This window comes from Priestia sp. J2, from assembly GCF_020790095.1.
Lineage (GTDB): Bacteria > Bacillota > Bacilli > Bacillales > Bacillaceae_H > Priestia > Priestia zanthoxyli.
This window is the reverse complement of the sequence record NZ_CP086208.1, coordinates 4,015,419-4,035,425: the sequence shown is the minus strand read 5'-3', so window position 1 is coordinate 4,035,425 and position 20,007 is coordinate 4,015,419. Positions and strand designations below refer to the sequence as shown.

Here is a 20,007-nt window from a genome sequence, read left to right as displayed (position 1 = left end):
AAAATAAGACAGAATAATAGCGGAGGTTACTATGTTTCGAAATGTAGCAGAACTAGTAGAATTAGCAGAAAGTCAAAATGTAAAAATTGCAGAGATTATGATTCAACAGGAAATAGATATCACGGGAGTTACTCGTGAAGAAATCATGGAAAAAATGGACCGGAACTTAACGGTTATGGAAGAAGCGGTTGAACGCGGTTTAAAAGGGGTACAGTCTGTTACAGGTTTAACAGGCGGGGATGCAGTGCTGCTTCAAAACTATATTCAAAGCGGAAAATCTTTATCTGGAAATTTAATTTTAGATGCAGTTAGCAAAGCTGTAGCGACAAACGAAGTAAATGCGGCAATGGGTACAATCTGTGCAACGCCTACTGCTGGATCTGCAGGGGTAGTGCCAGGAACGCTGTTTGCAGTGCAACATAAGCTAAATCCCACTCGTAAAGAAATGATTGAATTTTTATTTACATCAGGTGCTTTTGGGTTTGTTGTAGCCAATAATGCGTCTATTTCAGGAGCAGCAGGCGGATGTCAAGCAGAAGTTGGTTCAGCTTCAGGTATGGCAGCTGCAGCGATCGTTGAAATGGCAGGAGGTACACCTAGTCAGGCAGCTGAAGCAATGGCAATTACTCTCAAAAATATGCTAGGATTAGTATGTGACCCAGTAGCGGGGCTAGTAGAAGTTCCATGTGTGAAACGAAACGCAATGGGAGCGGCGAATGCAATGATTGCAGCAGATATGGCCTTAGCAGGCATTACAAGTCGTATTCCATGTGATGAAGTCATTGATGCTATGTATAAAATTGGTCAAACAATGCCGGTTGCATTACGAGAAACTGCACAAGGAGGCTTAGCGGCAACACCAACAGGTCGCGAGCTTGAAGCGAAGATCTTTGGTATTGCATTAAATAAAAGTGAATGAACTAACAACTATTTCAATTAAAACCATTAAAGGTATTGGAGATGAAACAGCACAAGCATTAGAGGATATGCATATTCACAGTGTGCATGACTTGTTAGAACATTTCCCATACCGCTATGAAGATTATGAGTTAAAAGATTTGGCTGAAGCAAAGCACGACGAAAAGGTCACCGTAGAAGGAAAGGTTCACAGCGTCCCCTCGCTTACGTATTACGGCAAAAAACGTTCGCGCCTTACGTTTCGGCTGCTAGTAAACCGCTATTTGATTACGGTTACTTGTTTTAATCGCCCTTACTATAAATCAAAGTTAGAAATCGATCAAACTGTTACGGTTACAGGGAAATGGGATCAGCATCGGCAAACGATTAACTTGCAGGAGCTTCAATTTTCTCCGTTTGTTAAAAATCAAACGATTGAGCCTGTTTACTCAGTTAAAGGCAGCTTAACGGTCAAAGGAATGCGGAAGTTCGTCTCTCTTGCGTTGAAGAATTATGGGAGCAGCATTCAGGATATGCTCCCGGCCTCTATTCGTTCTAGGTACAAACTAGTAACGCGTGAAGAAGCGGTTAGAAGTATTCACTTACCTCGTGATCATGAAGATTTAAAACAAGCGAGACGTCGATTTGTCTATGAAGAATTTCTACTTTTTCAATTAAAAATGCAGGCGCTGAGAAAGCGCGAAAGAGAAGAAACGCCTGGAATGAAGCAAGCATTTGATTCAACTGAGCTGGTAAACTTCACGAACTTGCTGCCGTTTCCGTTAACAAGCGCTCAAAAACGTGTAGTAAACGAAATTACGCACGATATGAAATCGCCTTATCGCATGAATCGCTTGCTGCAAGGTGATGTAGGGTCAGGTAAAACAGTCGTAGCAGCGGTTGCTTTATACGCCACTGTTTTAGCGGGACATCAAGGTGCTTTAATGGTACCGACTGAAATTTTAGCTGAACAGCATGCAGAGTCATTAACTGCGATGCTTGAAAAGGTAGGCATCAGCGTAGGCTTGCTAACAGGGTCTGTTAAAGGAAAAGCAAGAAGAGAGCTGCTTCAGCGAGTGAGAGACGGAGATGTTCATGTATTAGTAGGTACACATGCCTTAATTCAAGACGAAGTTATATATAATAGTTTAGGGCTCGTCATTACGGATGAACAGCACCGCTTTGGAGTTGGACAGCGCCGGGTTTTACGTGAAAAAGGAGAAAGTCCGGATGTACTGTTTATGACGGCGACTCCTATTCCAAGAACCCTTGCTATTACGGTGTTTGGAGAAATGGATGTGTCCATTATCGATGAAATGCCAGCAGGACGTAAGGCTATTGAAACGTACTGGGTAAAACATGATATGCTTGAACGTATTTTACATTTCGTTGAAAAAGAAATACACGATGGCAGACAAGCTTATGTTATTTGTCCGTTGATTGAAGAATCGGACAAGCTGGATGTTCAAAATGCAATTGATGTGCATGCAACACTCACTCACTATTTTAATGGAAAAGCAAGCGTTGGTCTCATGCACGGAAGATTGTCACCTGATGAAAAAGAAGAAGTGATGAAACAGTTTAGCGTAAATGACGTGCAGATTTTAGTATCAACAACGGTTGTAGAAGTAGGAGTGAACGTTCCGAATGCAACCGTAATGGTCATTTATGATGCAGAGCGCTTTGGGTTATCTCAGCTTCATCAGCTAAGAGGACGCGTAGGGCGAGGAGACGCACAGTCGTATTGTATTCTGCTCGCAGATCCGAAATCAGAAGTTGGAAAAGAACGAATGACCATTATGACGGAAACAAACGATGGATTTGTATTATCAGAAAGAGACTTAGAGCTTCGTGGGCCTGGTGATTTCTTTGGTAGAAAACAAAGCGGGATGCCTGAGTTTAAAGTAGCGGATATGGTGCACGATTACCGTGCGCTTGAAGTAGCTCGAGAAGATGCTGCTAAGCTTGTAAATTCCGACAGTTTTTGGACAGAAGAGCAGTTTGCGCTGCTGAGAATACAATTAGAAGCAACGGGCGTATTAACTGGAGAAAAATTTGATTAGTAAAAGAGGCTGAAAGTAGTTTAGTTGAAGGGAAATCCGAACGATGAATCGAGATTCTTGATGAAGAATCCAACTCGTTCGGATTTTTTCATTGGCAGGGTGAACGTCGGTTCCATGTATGTAGATACTTTTAGCGGCTGTTAATAGTCATGAATATCCATAGTGTGATGCACAGAATACAGCATGTGAAAAATGTTGCAATTAGAAGGCAATGATTATATACTGCTATTAGTACCTAGTATTAAAAGTTCGGATGGTGGACAATGAAGCGCAGTAAAAAAGAAAGACAGCAGCTATTAAAAACGACAATTGAAGAAAACCCATTTATTACGGATGAAGAACTAGCAGACCGTTTTTCAGTGAGCGTTCAAACAATTCGATTAGACCGCCTAGAGTTGTCGATTCCTGAACTGCGAGAACGTATTAAGCATGTAGCTTCAAAACAACTAGACGAGGAAGTGCGTTCGCTTCCGATTGAAGAAGTAATTGGAGAAGTTATCGACATTGAACTAGATCAATCAGCGATATCTATTTTTGATGTGAAAACAGAGCATGTGTTTCAGCGTAATCAAATTGCTCGTGGTCACCACCTTTTTGCGCAAGCTAATTCGTTAGCTGTCGCTGTTATTAACAACGAACTAGCGCTCACAGCAGATGCGTCGATCCGTTATCATCGCCCTGTTAAGCTTCATGAACGAGTGATAGCAAAAGCGAAAGTTCTGTCAACTAGTGAAGTGCGAACCACCGTTGAGGTAAACAGCTATGTAGGGCAAGAGCAAGTGTTCTCTGGCACTTTTAAAATGTATCGTTCTACAAAGGATAAATAATAAAAAGGATGAGACCCAACATGAAACTAGCTATTGATGCAATGGGCGGAGATCATGCACCGAAAGCCATTATTGAAGGTGTAGAAAAAGCTACTGCTCAATTTAAAGAATTACATATTACGTTAATTGGAAACGAATCAGAAATAAAAAAGTATTTAACGAATTCAGATCGTATTTCGATTATTCATACAGAAGAAACCATTGATGCAACTGACGAGCCAGTGCGAGCTGTGCGTCGTAAAAAACAAGCATCTATGGTATTAATGGCAAATGAAGTAGCCGAAGGTCGTGCCGATGCTTGTATTTCAGCAGGAAATACAGGTGCGTTAATGACAGCGGGACTTTTTATTGTAGGTCGCATCAAAGGCATTGAACGCCCAGCACTTGCTCCGACGCTTCCGACACTAGATGGAAAAGGCTTTTTAATGCTAGATGTTGGTGCAAATGTTGATGCCAAGCCTGAACATTTGCTCCAGTACGCTGTGATGGGGTCGGTGTATGCCGAAAAAGTACGCGGCATTCAAGCTCCTAGAGTGGGACTGTTGAACATTGGAACTGAAGATAAAAAAGGAAATGACTTAACCAAACAAGCTTTTCAGCTACTAAAAAACGCTGATCTCAATTTTGTAGGCAACGTAGAATCTCGTGATTTGCTAAACGGCGTAGCCGATGTGGTTGTAACAGATGGTTTTACAGGAAATATGACTCTTAAGAGCATTGAGGGAACGGCGCTTTCCTTGTTTTCAATGATTAAACAAGAATTAATGAGCACGTTAAAAAGCAAGTTAGCCGCAGCGGTACTCAAGCCTCAGCTGCAGGGTTTAAAAGCGAAAATGGATTACAGTGAATATGGAGGAGCAGGGCTGTTTGGATTGCATGCGCCTGTTATCAAAGCGCACGGTTCGTCGGATGCGAATGCAGTATTTAGCGCGATTAAGCAAGCTGTGAATATGGTGGAAAACAATGTGTCTTCCACTATTCAAAAAGCAATCGAACAAACTGCTAATGAAGAAAAGGAGAGATAAGAAATGGGGAAAATTGCTTTTATCTTTCCAGGCCAAGGGTCACAAACTGTTGGTATGGGAAAAGATTTATATGATGAAACAGAGGAAGCAAAAAAGCTGATTGATACAGCTGACGAAGCTTTAGGGTTCAGTCTTTCAAACATTATTTTTGAAGGGCCTCAAGAAGAATTGACTTTAACTTATCACGCTCAACCTGCTCTTTTAACAACGAGTACAATGCTGCTTGAAGCGTTTAAAACGAGCGGAATTACACCCGATTTTGTTGCGGGTCACAGTCTAGGAGAATACAGTGCGCTTGTGGCTGCTGAGGTTTTATCGTTTAAAGATGCTGTTGTGGCTGTTCACAAAAGAGGTCGCTATATGGACGAAGCTGTACCAGCAGGTCAAGGTACAATGGCAGCAGTGCTTGGCATGTCTGCGGAAGATCTAGAAGCCGTTACCGCTCAAATTACAAACGAAGGCGACGCTGTTCAGCTTGCAAATATTAACTGTCCGGGTCAAATTGTTATTTCAGGTACGGTAAATGGCGTAGAAAAAGCAGGAGCTCTTGCCAAAGAAAAAGGTGCAAAACGCGTGATTCCTCTAGTGGTAAGCGGTCCGTTTCACTCTAGTTTAATGAAGCCAGCTGCTGAAAAATTACGTGATACGCTAGAAACAGTGGGCTTTAGCGATGCGAAAGTTCCAGTCATAGCAAACGTAACAGCAAAGCCGGTTACTGACAGTCAAGATATTCAAAACAAGCTAGTGGAACAACTGTATTCTCCAGTGAGATGGGAAGAAACAGTTGAGACACTTCTTGCAGAAGGTGTAGATACATTTGTTGAAATTGGACCAGGAAAAGTATTATCAGGTCTTGTGAAAAAAGTAAATCGCCGTGCGGCTGTTTACGCTGTTAATGATCTTACATCATTAAAATCAACGATTGACGCACTAAAAGGGGGAGAATAACATGTTACAAGGGAAAGTTGCAGTTGTAACAGGCGCTTCTCGCGGAATTGGTCGTGCCGTTGCAATTGAGCTGGGAAAGCTTGGTGCTAAAGTAGTTGTAAACTATTCTGGAAGCGAAGCGAAAGCTCTTGAAGTTGTGGATGAAATTAAAGGACTAGGAACGGATGCAATTGCTGTACAAGCAAATGTGGCAGAAAGTGATTCTGTACAAGCAATGATAAAAGAAGCGATTTCTACATTTGGTTCAGTAGATATTTTAGTAAACAATGCGGGCATCACACGTGATAATCTTCTTATGCGTATGAAAGAAGACGAATGGGATGATGTTATTAATACAAACTTAAAAGGCGTGTTTTTGTGTACAAAAGCGGTTACTCGTCAAATGATGAAGCAGCGCGCAGGACGCATCATTAACATTTCATCAATTGTCGGCGTCAGCGGTAATGCTGGACAAGCAAATTATGTAGCAGCAAAATCAGGCGTGATTGGTTTAACAAAAACAACTGCCAAAGAATTAGCAAGCCGCAATATTACAGTGAATGCAGTTGCTCCTGGTTTCATTGCAACAGACATGACGGATAAATTGAATGAAGAAGTTCAGGCGGAAATGTTAAAGCAAATTCCTCTTGCAAGCTTTGGCCAGCCTGAGGATGTTGCGAACGCAGTTGCGTTTTTAGCATCAGATGCAAGCCGTTATATTACCGGTCAAACGATTCACGTTGACGGCGGAATGGTGATGTAAAAAAGGCACTTTACGAAAAGTGTAATTTGGTGATAAAGTACAAAGGGACGTTTACTAGGCGACCGATAAACTTTATTATTCAACCATAGTATTTTAGATGGAAATCATCTATAATGACTTGAGGGGAGGTGAAGAACAATGGCAGAGGTACTAGAACGCGTAACAACAATCATTGTTGATCGTCTTGGTGTAGACAAAAGTGAAGTGAAACTAGAATCTAGTTTCAAAGAAGACTTAGGTGCTGACTCTCTAGACGTAGTTGAATTTGTAATGGAGCTTGAAGAGGAATTCGATATCGAAATTTCTGACGAAGAAGCTGAAAAAATTTCAACTGTAGGAGATGCAGTTAATTACATACAGAGCCAAATTTAATCTGTAGTATATGTATGAAAAGCCCCGTTAAACAGCGGGGCTTTCTCTTCTTTTTAAGAATTTCAAAAAAAGACCTCTTTTTTTGAAAAGGTAGTGTATCTTTTAGGATACCTCGTTTTATAATGAGAGATGGTAGGGAAAAACTACGAAACAATTGAAGCAGGTAAGCGGAGGTATTTTATGCCTAAACAATATTCAAATCGAGATCGAAAGATGAACGTGAAATTCAAGCAAAATTTTGCCGAGTTTCAAAAGGAAATTGGTATTCAGTTTACAAATGAAGCGCTTCTTTTTCAAGCATTTACACATTCATCCTATGTGAATGAGCATCGCAGAAGACCGTATGAAGACAACGAGCGTCTTGAGTTTTTAGGAGATGCCGTATTAGAGCTAACCGTATCACAATTTTTATTTAAAAAGTATCCAACGATGAGTGAAGGTGAGTTAACGAAGCTTCGTGCAGCAGTTGTGTGTGAACCGTCGCTTGTTACTTTTGCAAATGAAATGGATTTTGGTAAACTAGTGTTACTTGGAAAAGGTGAAGAGATGACGGGCGGCCGATCTAGACCGGCTTTACTGGCCGATGTGTTTGAAGCATTTATCGGAGCTCTTTATTTAGACCAAGGGCTTGATACGGTAGTAACAATTCTAAAAAAAGTTGTCTTTCCGAAAATTAATGAAGGTGCTTTTTCTCATGTGATGGATTTCAAAAGCCAGCTTCAAGAAGTGATTCAACGTGATGGAGTTGGACAATTAGAATACAAAGTTTTGCAAGAAAAAGGTCCAGCGCATAATCGCGAATTCTTATCTCGCGTATCGTTAAATGGTGAAGAGCTCGGCGTTGGTGTAGGCCGTTCGAAAAAAGAAGCAGAGCAAAAAGCAGCTCAAGTAGCTATTACGAAAATTAGAGCAAGTCAAACGAAATAAAATGATCCCCCTCTTAACGCATTCGTTATAAAGGGGGATTTGCTATGAAAAGATTACATGTGTGAGGGGGGATTTCTATGTTCCTCAAACGATTAGATATTGCAGGGTTCAAATCGTTTGCAGAAAAAGTATCGATAGATTTTGTGCCAGGTGTAACGGCGGTAGTAGGACCGAATGGGAGCGGAAAAAGCAACATTACGGATGCTATACGCTGGGTGCTTGGAGAACAGTCAGCCAAATCGCTTCGTGGAGGGAAAATGGAGGACATTATTTTTGCAGGAAGCGAATCACGCCGTGCGGTAAACGTGGCTGACGTAACGCTGACTTTGGAAAATGATGACCAGTTTCTCCCGCTTGATTATCATGAAGTTAGTATCACAAGGCGCGTGTACCGCTCAGGAGACAGTGAATTTTTTATTAACAACCAGCCGTGCCGTTTAAAAGATATTGTCGATTTATTTATGGACTCAGGACTTGGAAGAGAAGCTTTTTCGATTATCAGTCAAGGAAAAGTAGAAGAAGTACTAAGCAGTAAATCTGACGAGCGCCGTAAAATTTTTGAAGAAGCAGCAGGTGTATTAAAATACAAAACGCGTAAACGAAAAGCGGAGCTTCGGCTTCTCGAAACGCAAGAAAATTTAAATCGAGTAGTAGATATTCTTCATGAAATTGAAGGTCAGTTAGAGCCTTTACAGATTCAATCGTCTATTGCAAAAGATTATTTGCAGAAAAAAGAAGAATTAGAGCACATTGATGTGGCTGTTACGGTATTTGAAGTTGAAGATCTTCATCAGAAATGGGAAAAATTAAAAGCTGAAATGGCTCAGCACGAGCAGCTTGAAGAATCTCTCGCGACCAATATTCGCACGCGTGAAGGAGAAATCCAGACCCTTCGTTCGCATATTCAGCAAATTGATGAACAGCTAGACTCTTTACATAAAAAACTACTATATGTAAGTGAAGAAGTAGAAAAGCTAGAAGGCAAAAAAGAAGTATTAAAAGAGCGTAAGAAAAATGCTTTTCAAAATAAAGAGCAGCTGGAACGTTTAGTAAAAGAGTATACTCATAAGCATCAAGAGTTAAGTAAAGCAAAAGACAGCGAAGGAAAAGATTTTGAGCAATCTCAAAAAGAAGTGCAAGAGATACGTCTGAAGCTTACTGAGCAGGAACAGTTGTTCAGGCAGTACAGTGAGAATCTAGAAGAAAAACTTGAACAGATGAAAAGCGAATATTTTGAATTAGCGAACGCTCAAACATCCGCTCGAAATGAAATTTCATTTTTAGAGCAGCAAAAAATGCAAACGTTTGAAAAAGAGCAGCGCTTAACAAAATCCAACGAGCAATACGTCCAACAGCGCCGTGAATTAACGCAGCGAAAAGAAGCGGCGATTAAAAGGCTCGCTCAGTTTCGTCAAGAGCTCCAGCAGGCTGTACAAGTGTATAAGCAGCAAGGAGAGAAGCTTGAGTCATTAAGGCAAGCCTATCGTAAACAAGAGTCTACGCTTTATCAAGCTTATCAGTACGTGCAACAGACAAAATCACGAAAAGAAATGCTTGAAGAGATGCAAGAAGACTATGAAGGTTATTTTCACGGTGTAAAAGAAGTATTAAAAGCGCGTGATGGGAAGCTTGCAGGTATTAAAGGTGCCATTGCTGAGCTAATTAATGTCCCAAAAGAGTATGAAACAGCGCTTGAAATTGCGCTTGGAGGAGCAGCTCAGCACATTGTCGTTCAAGACGAACAAAGTGCCCGTCAGGCAATTGGCTTTTTGAAACAAAACGGTTACGGAAGAGCTACATTTTTACCACTGACGTCTGTAAAAGACCGTTATGTTCCGGCGCAAACTATTTCTATGCTAGAGAGTCACGAAGCGTATGTAGGAATCGCTTCATCTCTTGTTAAATACGAAGCTACTTACGACCGAGTTATTAAAAATTTGCTTGGAACCGTTATTGTTGTCAATGATTTAAAAGGCGCGAATGAACTTGCCCGCCTTGTGCAGCATCGCTATCGTTTTGTGACCGTTAAAGGGGATGTGGTCAACCCCGGTGGTTCGATGACAGGCGGTTCAATGAAGCAAAAGTCCAACTCTTTGTTAGGCCGTCAGCGTGAAGTGGAAGCCATTACGGCAAAAATAGAAGAGATGGAACAAAAGACGCTTGTGCTCGAGCAAGATGTGAAAGATAAAAAGTCACAGATTGAAGAGCTTCAACAGGAAATTAATAAACAGCAGGCATTTGTGGAACGCTTGAAAGACAAAGAGCAGGAATCTGACCGAGAAGTAAAGCAAATTGACATCGAAGAAAAAGCAGTGAATGACCGCTTAACCATGTATGATCATGATATTGCTAGCTTTAGACAAGATCAAACAAGCTTGTCCGCTCGAATTGATGAGCTGCATACGAGTTTGCAGGGAAATCAGCAGCAGGCAAATGTATTAGAGAAAAACATTGAAGAGTTAGCTGCACGCAAGCATACACAGCAAACGTCTAAAGAAACGGTTCAACATGAGCTTACAGAAGTAAAAGTGCTTCTTGCGAAAAAAGAACAGTTCCTCACAAATCAGCAAGAAAAATACGAAAGAGTGTGCTTTGAGCTTGATCAAACCATTCAGCGTTTGTCTGAAGCTACAGATGATCTTTCTCTTTTAACGAGTGAAATCACGAGCAACGACTCGGGTGAACTTCAGCTCGAAGAAGCGGCGCATGAGCGAATAAAAGAAAAGACAGAAACGTTACAATTAATGGATGACTGCAGATCAGAGCGGTTGAAAGCCCAGAATAAACTTGAAGACGAAGAAAGGGTTGTAAAAGAGCTCCAGCGTCAGTACAAACAAATTACGGATGCTTTAAAAGATGAAGAAGTCAAAATCAATCGAATTGACGTAGAGCTAGACAGCCGTCTCCAGCAGCTGACAGAAGAGTACGAAATTAGCTTTGAAGCAGCAAAAGAAAAGTATCCTTTAACATTAGATATTCAAGAAGCAAGGAAAAAAATCAAGCTCATTAAGCTGGCAATTGATGAATTAGGAACCGTAAACTTAGGTTCTATCGAACAATACGAACGCGTTTCAGAACGCTATGAATTTTTAAATACGCAGCGAGCTGACCTCGACGAAGCGAAAAATACCCTGTATCAAGTGATTGAAGAAATGGACGAGGAAATGAAGAAACGTTTTTCTGATACGTTCTCTCGTATCCGCAATGAATTTGGTACAGTGTTCTCTTCACTATTCGGAGGAGGAAAAGCGGATTTGAAATTAACGGATCCGAAAGATTTATTAAATACAGGGGTGGAAATTGTTGCCCAGCCTCCTGGGAAAAAACTGCAGAATCTAGGGTTGCTGTCAGGCGGCGAGCGTTCGTTAACAGCCATTGCCCTCCTGTTTTCTATTTTGAAAGTACGTCCGGTGCCGTTTTGTGTGCTAGATGAAGTGGAAGCGGCGCTTGATGAAGCAAACGTTCATCGCTTCGCTACGTATTTACGCAAATTTAGTAATCAAACACAGTTCATTGTTATTACTCACCGAAAAGGTACAATGGAAGAAGCTGACGTACTGTACGGTGTGACAATGCAAGAATCTGGCGTATCGAAATTAGTCTCTGTTCGTTTAGAAGAATCAAAGCAATATGTTTAACTCATAGAATGAAAGGGTGGTACGAATGAGCTTTTTTAAGAAATTAAAAGAAAAAATTACAATGCAAACGGATTCTGTTACACAAAAATTTAAAGATGGACTATCAAAAACACGCAATTCTTTTTCGGAACGTGTGAATGATTTAGTGTCTCGCTATCGTCAAGTAGACGAAGAGTTTTTTGAAGAATTAGAGGAAATTTTAATTAGCGCTGATGTCGGCGTGGCTACCGTGTTGGATTTAATTGATGACTTAAAATCGGAAGTGAAACGCCGTAATATTAAGGACCCTCAAGATGTACAGGCTGTCATCTCTGAGAAATTAATTGATATTTATGAATCTGGTGAAGAGCAGATTGGTGAATTAAATATGCAGCAAAATGATTTAACGGTTATTTTGTTTGTAGGGGTAAACGGCGTTGGGAAGACAACAACAATTGGGAAAATTGCGCATAAATTCAAACAAGAAGGCAAAAAAGTCGTAATGGCGGCAGGAGATACGTTCCGTGCCGGTGCGATTGAGCAGTTAGAAGTATGGGGAGAACGCGTTGGTGTTGATGTTATTAAGCAATCTGCAGGCTCTGACCCTGCCGCTGTCATGTATGACGCTGTTCAGTCAGCCAAGGCTCGAAAAGCAGATGTTTTATTATGTGATACAGCAGGTCGCCTTCAAAACAAAGTGAATTTAATGAAAGAATTAGAGAAAGTAAAGCGTGTTATTGAGCGAGAAATTCCTGGTGCTCCGCATGAAGTGCTTCTCGTACTTGATGCGACGACGGGTCAAAACGCTTTAAGTCAGGCTAAAACATTCTCAGAAGCAACGAACGTGACTGGAATTGTGTTAACAAAACTAGATGGTACGGCTAAAGGCGGAATTGTTCTTGCCATTCGAAACGAACTGAAGCTTCCTGTTAAATTCGTTGGACTTGGAGAAAAAGTAGACGACCTTCAGCCGTTTGACACGGAGCAATATATCTATGGGTTATTTGCCAATGCTGTAGAAGAAGAAACAGAAAAAGAGGCGTAATCTAAAAAGAGGCTGGGATAAAAGTATCTTCGTTGAAGGAAGATCCGAACGATTAATCGTTCGGATCTTTTTATTAGTAGGGTGGACGCAGGTTTCATATTTAGTCGTCTTTAAATTGAAGTAATTTAGTTATGTTTCCATCTCTTTTAAGTGGAAAAATGTGAGGTGTTAAGGAAAAAACTTGACATTCAAACCTCGCCTAGTTAAACTAATAACATGTAAAGGCTTTTCACTTAACAAGGGGGCGGTCAGATGGTTGAAAAGAGCGTGCATATGCTCGAGAAAACAACAAGAATGAATTACTTATTTGACTTCTATCAGGCGCTGTTGACGCCCAAACAAAGAAGTTATATGTCACTTTATTACTTGGATGATTATTCCCTCGGTGAAATAGCGGAAGAATTTGATGTGAGTCGTCAAGCAGTTTATGATAATATAAAACGTACAGAGCAAATGCTTGAACAATATGAGGAAAAGCTATTGTTATTTCAACGGTTTCAAGAGCGTCAATCAATTGTTCAACAACTGAAAGACGAACTTGCAGCCGACTTACACAAGAACAGTAAGCTTTCTTCTCTTCTTGATTCGCTCGAGAAATTAGATTAGGGGGCGGCGTATATGGCATTTGAAGGATTAGCCGACCGTTTGCAAAGCACACTGCAAAAGTTAAAAGGAAAAGGAAAAGTTAACGAAGCTGATGTTAAAGAAATGATGCGTGAAGTTAGACTTGCCCTTTTAGAAGCCGATGTAAACTTTAAAGTAGTAAAAGACTTTGTTAAGCGCGTAAGCGAACGTGCTGTAGGTCAAGACGTTCTTAAGAGCTTAACGCCTGGACAGCAAGTTATTAAGGTTGTACAAGAAGAATTAACTGCACTTATGGGCGGAGAGCAAAGCAAGATTGCAGTAGCTCCAAAAGCTCCAACTGTAATTATGATGGTTGGACTTCAAGGTGCAGGTAAAACAACAACAACTGGTAAACTTGCCAATTTATTACGTAAAAAATATAACCGTAATCCATTGCTTGTAGCAGCAGATATTTATCGTCCGGCAGCTATTAAACAGCTTGAAACACTAGGGAAACAGCTTAGCATGTCTGTTTTTTCATTAGGTGATCAAGTAAGTCCTGTGGAGATTGCGAAACAAGCTATTGCTCATGCGAAAGAAGAGCATCACGATTATGTATTAATTGATACAGCGGGACGTTTGCATGTTGATGAAAATCTAATGGAGGAGTTAGAACAGATCAAAGAGCTTTCTAACCCAGACGAAATTTTCCTTGTTGTCGATGCGATGACGGGTCAAGATGCAGTAAACGTTGCGGATAGCTTTAATAAGCAATTAGGATTAACTGGCGTTGTATTAACGAAACTAGACGGCGATACGCGCGGTGGTGCAGCGCTTTCTATTCGTGCAGTAACTGATACACCAATTAAGTTTGTCGGTCTTGGAGAAAAGATGGATGCTATTGAAGCATTCCACCCAGAGCGTATGGCTTCCCGTATCTTAGGTATGGGTGATGTGCTGACGCTTATCGAAAAGGCTCAGGCAAATGTAGATGCTGAAAAGGCAAAAGAGCTTGAAGCTAAGCTGCGCACGCAGTCATTTACATTCGATGACTTTTTAGATCAACTTGCTCAGGTGCGTCAAATGGGACCGCTTGATGAGCTAATTGGTATGCTTCCGGGCGCCAATAAAGTAAAGGGGCTCAAAAACCTGCAGGTTGATGAAAAGCAAATTAATCATGTAGAAGCAATTATTCGTTCGATGACGAAAGCGGAAAAAACAAACCCTGAAATCATTAATTCAAGTCGAAGAAAGCGTATTGCAAAAGGAAGCGGACGTTCTGTACAAGAAGTCAACCGTTTGCTTAAACAATTTGAAGACATGAAAAAAATGATGAAACAAATGACAAATATGTCAAAAGGCAAGAAAAAGGGTATGAAACTTCCATTCTTTTCATGATAAAATGCTTGATTTGAACTGAAAAAACCAAAGAAAATAAAATATTTTTCTAGTGTTAAGAAAAAAACCTTTACAAACATTTTACCTATTTGATATTATATTATCTTGTTGAAACATATTCGGAGGTGCTTTATAAAATGGCAGTAAAAATTCGTTTAAAACGTATGGGAGCTAAAAAATCTCCTTTCTATCGTATCGTAGCAGCAGACTCTCGTTCACCACGTGATGGACGTTACATCGAAGTAGTTGGAACTTACAATCCTGTAGTTCAACCAGCTGAAGTTAAAATCGATGAAGAGCTAGCTCTTAAATGGTTACAAAATGGTGCTAAACCATCTGATACAGTTCGTAACCTTTTCTCTAACGAAGGCATCATGGAAAAATTCCATAATGCTAAATTAGGAAAATAATTTCACTCGAGATGACATCACTAATCGAAACAATTGTAAAGCCGCTTGTTGATTATCCAGCTGATGTTAAAGTGGAGGAACAAGAAGATGAACGTCAAGTGACTTACATCCTTACTGTTCACCAAGAAGATGTCGGCAAAGTAATCGGCAAACAAGGCCGCGTTGCAAAAGCGATTCGAACTGTTGTGAATGCAGCAGCATCACAGCAAGGTAAAAAAGTGTATGTGAAAATTCAAGAGTAATCAAAAAGGGAGAGGGATAACCTCGCCCTTTTTTTATGTTATGATAAGATGAACGTTTTGATCACAGTAAGTCTTTTGCGAGCAAGAAGCAGCTATTTCAATATGCATGTAAAAAGCACAAGGTCACTATCTTGAGGGCGGAGGGAACGTTTTGAACATTATTCAAAAAGTGGTTGTGAAACAAGTGTTAACTGAAGCAAGCAAACAAGATCTTGAAAATCGTTTTATAAACCGCAAGCAGGCGCTTGAAAAGGAAATGGAACAGCTGAAATTTCAGTTAAAGCACATGGAAAAAGCCAATAAAGGTTCTTCTTTATTACATAGTCAATTTGAAAAAGAAAAATCCGCTCGCCTTGAAAAAATTGAAGTGTTGAACTTTCAGCTGACGCAATTAGAAAAGCTTCCTTTAGGGAGCGAACTCGTTGAAACGGAACTGGATGCCTTAGTAGAGGTAAAAATCGGCGATGATTGGGAAAAGATAAAAGAAAGTAAAACAATTATTATAAAAGATAGCAAAGTTGTTGAGATTAGATAGAGGTGAAGAAGCATGAAATGGTTTAAGGTTGGAAAAATTGTGAATACCCATGGTGTAAAAGGAGAAATTCGTATTGTATCAACTACGGATTTTGCTGATGAGCGCTATGAAAAAGGAAATAAACTTTATATCTTCAAAGAAAAGCAAAGCGAGCCGGTAGAAGTAACGGTAGCAAGCCATCGCAGGCATAAAAATTTTGATCTGCTTACATTCGAAGGCTATCACAACGTAAATGATGTTGAGCAGTACAAAAACTGCGAAGTGAAAATTCCTGAGGAGCAGCTAACGGATTTAGAAGACGGTGAATTTTATTTCCACGAAATTATTGGCTGTACAGTAAAAACAGAAGACGGAGTAGAGGTAGGAACGGTCAAAGAAATTTTAACGCCGGGAGCTAATGATGTGTGGGTCGTTAAAAAAGGCGGAAAAGAAGTTCTTATTCCTTACATCGACGACGTTGTACAATCTATTGATATAGAGGAAAAAGAGATTGTTATTACAGTAATGGAAGGGTTATTGGACTAATGAAAATTGATGTACTATCGCTATTTCCTTCTATGTTTGACGGTGTTTTTGGTGAATCAATTTTGAAAAAAGCACAGGAAAAAAATGCGGTTGAACTGAATGTAGTTAATTTCCGAGAATATTCTACGAACAAACATCAAAATGTGGACGATTATCCTTACGGCGGAGGTGCTGGAATGGTATTGACACCTCAGCCTATTTTTGACGCTGTAGAAAAGCTGACTGAATCAGCTAAGAAGCCCCGGGTAGTTTTGCTTTGTCCGCAGGGCGAACGCTATACACAGGCAAAAGCAGAAGAACTAGCAGCAGAAGAGCATTTAATTTTTATTTGCGGTCATTACGAAGGATATGATGAACGAATTCGTGAGCAGCTGGTAACTGATGAAATTTCAATTGGTGACTATGTATTAACTGGAGGAGAGCTTGGTGCAATGGTTGTGATCGATAGCGTTGTTCGCTTGCTTCCCGATGTGCTTGGCAATAATCATTCAGCTGTACAAGACTCACACAGTACAGGTTTACTAGAGCACCCCCACTATACGCGTCCTGCTGATTTTAGAGGCTTAACAGTTCCTGAAGTACTTATGTCAGGAAATCATAAAAAAATTGAACAGTGGCGCCAAAAAGAGTCTTTAAAGCGCACGTTGCTTCGAAGACCCGATATGCTTGAAAAGATGGAGCTAACGGAAGAGCAAAAGAAACTAGTAGCTCAATTAAAAGAGGAAAACAACCTTTCATAAATCCATAAAATTTATGCATAAACTCTGTTGCATACAGTATAAGAGTGTGCTAAGATAGATTTTGTGGCTTGGGCAGATGTCTGGTCACCTATAACGATGTTCCGCTGCAATGATTGAAAAGCATTGGTATGAGCGTCTGTTGGAAGGAGTTGAAACACGCGATGCAAAAATTAATCGAAGAGATTACAAAAGAACAATTAAAAACAGATCTTCCTACGTTCCGTCCTGGTGATACTGTACGTGTACACGTAAATATCGTTGAGGGTACTCGTGAACGTGTTCAGGTATTTGAAGGTGTTGTTATTAAGCGTCGTGGCGGTGGTATCAGCGAAACATTTACAGTACGTAAGATTTCTTACGGTGTAGGTGTAGAGCGTACATTCCCACTTCATACGCCAAAAATTGCAAAAATCGAAGTAATGCGCCGCGGTAAAGTACGCCGTGCGAAACTTTATTACCTACGTGAATTACGTGGTAAAGCTGCGCGTATTAAAGAAATTCGATAATAGTAAAGGGGAGCTTGTTTATACAAGCTCCTTTTTTCAAATGTTTTTTTAGAACGATTCGTTCTCTGACAGTGAAAAATAGACGTACAAGTCATCATTTTTTTATTCTATTTATTTATTAGGCGTTTCAAACATTATCGTTTAAAATAAAGGTATGACATAAGAGTTGGAGGACTGAAGATGGCTCGAAAGAAAAATGAACTGTGGGAATGGATAAAAGCAATCGCCATTGCCGTACTGTTAGCTGTTGTAATTCGCTATTTTTTGTTTGCACCGATTGTAGTAGATGGACTTTCTATGATGCCTACGCTGCATGACCAGAATCGAATGATTGTAAATAAGTTCTCCTATAAGATTGGTGATCCTGATCGCTTTGATATTATTGTTTTTCATGCTACAGCGGAAAAAGATTACATAAAACGTATTATCGGACTGCCGGGTGATCATATTGAGTATCGAAATGATACGCTATATGTAAATGGAAAAGCTTATAAAGAGCCCTATTTAGATCAGTATAAAAAAGAAGTGATTGACGGTAATTTAACCGAAGATTTTAAACTAGAAGACGTAACGGGTAAAAAGACCGTGCCAGAAGGCTATTTGTTCGTGATGGGAGACAATCGACGCTACAGTAAAGACAGCCGTCAGATTGGCTTTGTGAGTATGGACAAGGTGCTTGGTAAAACGAGTGCCGTATACTGGCCGATTAAAGAAGCGCGTTTTGCAAAGTAAAATATAAAAGGTGAGTAAAATATGACAATTCAATGGTTTCCTGGCCATATGGCCAAGGCCAGAAGACAAGTAACTGAAAAGCTAAAATTGATTGATATTGTATACGAACTGGTTGATGCACGCATTCCGCAATCATCGCGAAATCCAATGATTGATGAGATTATTGTGAACAAGCCCAGAATCGTATTGTTGAATAAAGTGGACAAAGCGGATCCGCGCGTCACTCAGCAGTGGTTAGATTATTACAAAGAACAAGGTATTTATGCCTTAGCTATTGACGCACAAGCAGGTAAAGGAATGAAACAAATTGTTTCGTCTTCTAAAGAACTTCTTCAAGAGAAGTTTGACCGCATGCGCGCAAAAGGAGTTAAAAAACCCCGCGCTATCCGTGCGATGATTGTAGGGATTCCTAACGTCGGTAAATCAACGCTAATTAATCGCCTTGCCAGCAAAAAAATCGCCAAGACGGGAGATCGTCCAGGTGTGACGCAGGCACAGCAGTGGATTAAGGTAGGAAACGAGCTAGAGCTGCTTGATACGCCAGGTATTTTGTGGCCTAAGTTTGAAGATGAAACAGTTGGATATAAGCTTGCGACAACGGGTGCTATCAAAGATACCATTTTAAATATGCAAGATGTCGCTGTTTATGCGCTGCGCTTCTTAACTAGCCATTACCCAGAACAATTAAAGCAGCGTTATGATTTAAATGAAATCCCTGAAGACATTGTAGAGCTTTTTGATGCAATTGGGTCGCGCCGCGGCTGTTTAATGGGTGGCGGCATGGTGGATTACGATAAAACAGCTGAGCTTGTTCTTCGAGAAATTCGAACGGATAAAATTGGCACCTTTACATTTGATGATCCAAGTGAAGCTGAACAACAGCTGTAAGCAACACATTGCGAACTGAAGCAAAAAACGCCTCTGCCTTTTCAGCATGAGGCGTTTTTTATGTGAAAGTGCCGCGTGAAAATGTTGATATAAAGAAGGTGGAGCTAATGAAAAAGAGTATTAAGGAAATAAAAGAGGAACTAAAGCAAGTGAGAAGCCCGGAAGATGCTTTATTTAAGGCATATGCGCAAGATGAGCGTAAAGGTGTGCAGCAGGTTATTATTCAAAAACAAAGGCAATTTGAAGCGGCTGAGCGCTTGAAGCAACAGTTTGATGAAATGATGGCATATGAAAATGAATTATATAGGCAAGGAGCAACTTATATTGCCGGAGTAGACGAAGTAGGAAGAGGACCGTTAGCAGGACCGGTAGTAGCGGCTGCTGTTATTTTGCCTCCCGATTTTTTTCTCCCTGGTCTGACGGATTCAAAGAAGTTATCAGAAGCAAAGCGAGAAGCGTTTTATGAAGAAATTTGTAAAAAAGCTGTCGCTATCGGTATAGGGATTATAGACGCAGAGGTCATTGATTCTATTAATATTTACGAAGCAACAAAAAAGGCAATGACTGAAGCCATTGAACTGCTGGCAGTTCAGCCTGATGAACTGCTCATTGATGCGATGAAGCTGCCGGTGCCTATTTCACAGCAGTCAATCATTAAAGGCGATGCTACAAGCATTTCAATTGCTGCAAGTTCTGTTATTGCAAAAGTGACGCGAGATCGAATGATGAAAGAACTTGGTGAACGCTATCCTGCATACGGATTCGAAAAACATATGGGATATGGAACAAAACAACATTTAGAAGCAATCGAACAATATGGAATTTTGCCAGAACACCGCCGATCTTTTGCACCGATAAAAAACCAAGTAAACTAGAACATGATACCCGAGCATATCTCTGCTTTTTAGCGCATTTTTCAATGCGGGATTCTAGGCTTAAAAAGAATATAGCCTATGTAAGCGGAGATATGGCAGCGGGAAAAATTCGTAAATTATTTTCCTCTC

At 40.4% G+C, this 20,007-nt stretch carries 21 protein-coding genes; all 21 read left to right on the top strand.

Annotated elements, in window-relative coordinates; genetic code table 11:
* Window positions 1-31 precede the first annotated feature (31 nt).
* The 21 genes from sdaAA to LJY09_RS20775 all read left to right on the top strand — a co-directional run bounded on the left by sdaAA (window position 32) and on the right by LJY09_RS20775 (window position 19,878).
* A complete protein-coding gene (gene sdaAA, locus LJY09_RS20875) occupies window positions 32-919 on the top strand; it encodes an L-serine ammonia-lyase, iron-sulfur-dependent, subunit alpha (protein WP_013084817.1) in 888 nt (295 codons plus the stop codon).
* Window positions 912-2,960 carry an ATP-dependent DNA helicase RecG gene (recG, locus tag LJY09_RS20870; RefSeq protein ID WP_033579773.1) on the top strand — a complete coding sequence of 683 codons (2,049 nt, stop codon included), beginning with the start codon at window positions 912-914 and terminating at the stop codon, window positions 2,958-2,960. Before sdaAA ends, recG begins: the two co-directional genes overlap by 8 nt.
* A gap of 263 nt (window positions 2,961-3,223) precedes the next feature.
* Window positions 3,224-3,787, top strand: coding sequence for a transcription factor FapR (gene fapR, locus LJY09_RS20865; RefSeq protein WP_013058909.1), 564 nt, complete (start codon window positions 3,224-3,226; stop codon window positions 3,785-3,787).
* Between the two features lie 20 nt (window positions 3,788-3,807).
* Window positions 3,808-4,812, top strand: a complete 1,005-nt coding sequence (plsX, locus tag LJY09_RS20860; RefSeq protein WP_028410795.1) for a phosphate acyltransferase PlsX — start codon at window positions 3,808-3,810, stop codon at window positions 4,810-4,812.
* A 3-nt stretch (window positions 4,813-4,815) separates the two neighbouring features.
* Complete coding sequence (gene fabD / locus LJY09_RS20855) at window positions 4,816-5,760, top strand: ACP S-malonyltransferase (RefSeq protein WP_034265275.1); 945 nt, start codon at window positions 4,816-4,818, stop codon at window positions 5,758-5,760.
* A 1-nt stretch (window position 5,761) separates the two neighbouring features.
* Entirely contained in the window at window positions 5,762-6,502 is a 741-nt protein-coding gene (gene fabG / locus LJY09_RS20850; RefSeq protein ID WP_013058906.1) for a 3-oxoacyl-[acyl-carrier-protein] reductase, read from the top strand.
* 138 nt (window positions 6,503-6,640) lie between these two features.
* The gene (gene acpP / locus LJY09_RS20845; protein ID WP_013058905.1) at window positions 6,641-6,874 is read left to right on the top strand and encodes an acyl carrier protein; all 234 of its coding nucleotides are present in this window, start codon (window positions 6,641-6,643) and stop codon (window positions 6,872-6,874) included.
* A 180-nt stretch (window positions 6,875-7,054) separates the two neighbouring features.
* The gene (gene rnc, locus LJY09_RS20840; protein WP_013058904.1) at window positions 7,055-7,801 is read left to right on the top strand and encodes a ribonuclease III; all 747 of its coding nucleotides are present in this window, start codon (window positions 7,055-7,057) and stop codon (window positions 7,799-7,801) included.
* 77 nt (window positions 7,802-7,878) lie between these two features.
* Complete coding sequence (gene smc / locus LJY09_RS20835) at window positions 7,879-11,439, top strand: chromosome segregation protein SMC (RefSeq protein WP_155010525.1); 3,561 nt, start codon at window positions 7,879-7,881, stop codon at window positions 11,437-11,439.
* Window positions 11,440-11,464: 25 nt separating this feature from the next.
* Window positions 11,465-12,463, top strand: a complete 999-nt coding sequence (ftsY, locus tag LJY09_RS20830; RefSeq protein WP_013058902.1) for a signal recognition particle-docking protein FtsY — start codon at window positions 11,465-11,467, stop codon at window positions 12,461-12,463.
* A gap of 273 nt (window positions 12,464-12,736) precedes the next feature.
* The gene (locus tag LJY09_RS20825) at window positions 12,737-13,069 is read left to right on the top strand and encodes a putative DNA-binding protein (protein WP_025750337.1); all 333 of its coding nucleotides are present in this window, start codon (window positions 12,737-12,739) and stop codon (window positions 13,067-13,069) included.
* Between the two features lie 12 nt (window positions 13,070-13,081).
* Window positions 13,082-14,425: a signal recognition particle protein gene (gene ffh / locus LJY09_RS20820; protein WP_028411443.1), complete on the top strand. Its 1,344-nt coding sequence runs from the start codon at window positions 13,082-13,084 to the stop codon at window positions 14,423-14,425.
* Between the two features lie 137 nt (window positions 14,426-14,562).
* Window positions 14,563-14,835 (top strand): 30S ribosomal protein S16, encoded by a 273-nt coding sequence (gene rpsP / locus LJY09_RS20815; RefSeq protein ID WP_013058899.1) that lies wholly within the window; start codon window positions 14,563-14,565, stop codon window positions 14,833-14,835.
* Between the two features lie 11 nt (window positions 14,836-14,846).
* Window positions 14,847-15,077, top strand: coding sequence for a KH domain-containing protein (locus LJY09_RS20810; RefSeq protein WP_013058898.1), 231 nt, complete (start codon window positions 14,847-14,849; stop codon window positions 15,075-15,077).
* A 151-nt stretch (window positions 15,078-15,228) separates the two neighbouring features.
* Window positions 15,229-15,612, top strand: coding sequence for a YlqD family protein (locus LJY09_RS20805; protein WP_013058897.1), 384 nt, complete (start codon window positions 15,229-15,231; stop codon window positions 15,610-15,612).
* Window positions 15,613-15,624: 12 nt separating this feature from the next.
* On the top strand, window positions 15,625-16,137 hold the full coding sequence (gene rimM / locus LJY09_RS20800; protein ID WP_028411442.1) for a ribosome maturation factor RimM: 513 nt from the start codon (window positions 15,625-15,627) through the stop codon (window positions 16,135-16,137).
* A complete protein-coding gene (trmD, locus tag LJY09_RS20795) occupies window positions 16,137-16,877 on the top strand; it encodes a tRNA (guanosine(37)-N1)-methyltransferase TrmD (RefSeq protein WP_028411441.1) in 741 nt (246 codons plus the stop codon). The genes rimM and trmD overlap by 1 nt, the downstream gene beginning before the upstream one ends.
* A 161-nt stretch (window positions 16,878-17,038) precedes the next feature.
* Complete coding sequence (rplS, locus tag LJY09_RS20790) at window positions 17,039-17,383, top strand: 50S ribosomal protein L19 (protein ID WP_013084808.1); 345 nt, start codon at window positions 17,039-17,041, stop codon at window positions 17,381-17,383.
* 180 nt (window positions 17,384-17,563) lie between these two features.
* A complete protein-coding gene (lepB, locus tag LJY09_RS20785; RefSeq protein ID WP_013058893.1) occupies window positions 17,564-18,115 on the top strand; it encodes a signal peptidase I in 552 nt (183 codons plus the stop codon).
* A 21-nt stretch (window positions 18,116-18,136) separates the two neighbouring features.
* A complete protein-coding gene (gene ylqF, locus LJY09_RS20780) occupies window positions 18,137-19,003 on the top strand; it encodes a ribosome biogenesis GTPase YlqF (protein ID WP_025750333.1) in 867 nt (288 codons plus the stop codon).
* A 107-nt stretch (window positions 19,004-19,110) separates the two neighbouring features.
* Window positions 19,111-19,878 (top strand): ribonuclease HII, encoded by a 768-nt coding sequence (locus LJY09_RS20775; protein WP_033579775.1) that lies wholly within the window; start codon window positions 19,111-19,113, stop codon window positions 19,876-19,878.
* The last annotated feature ends 129 nt before the right edge of the window (window positions 19,879-20,007 follow it).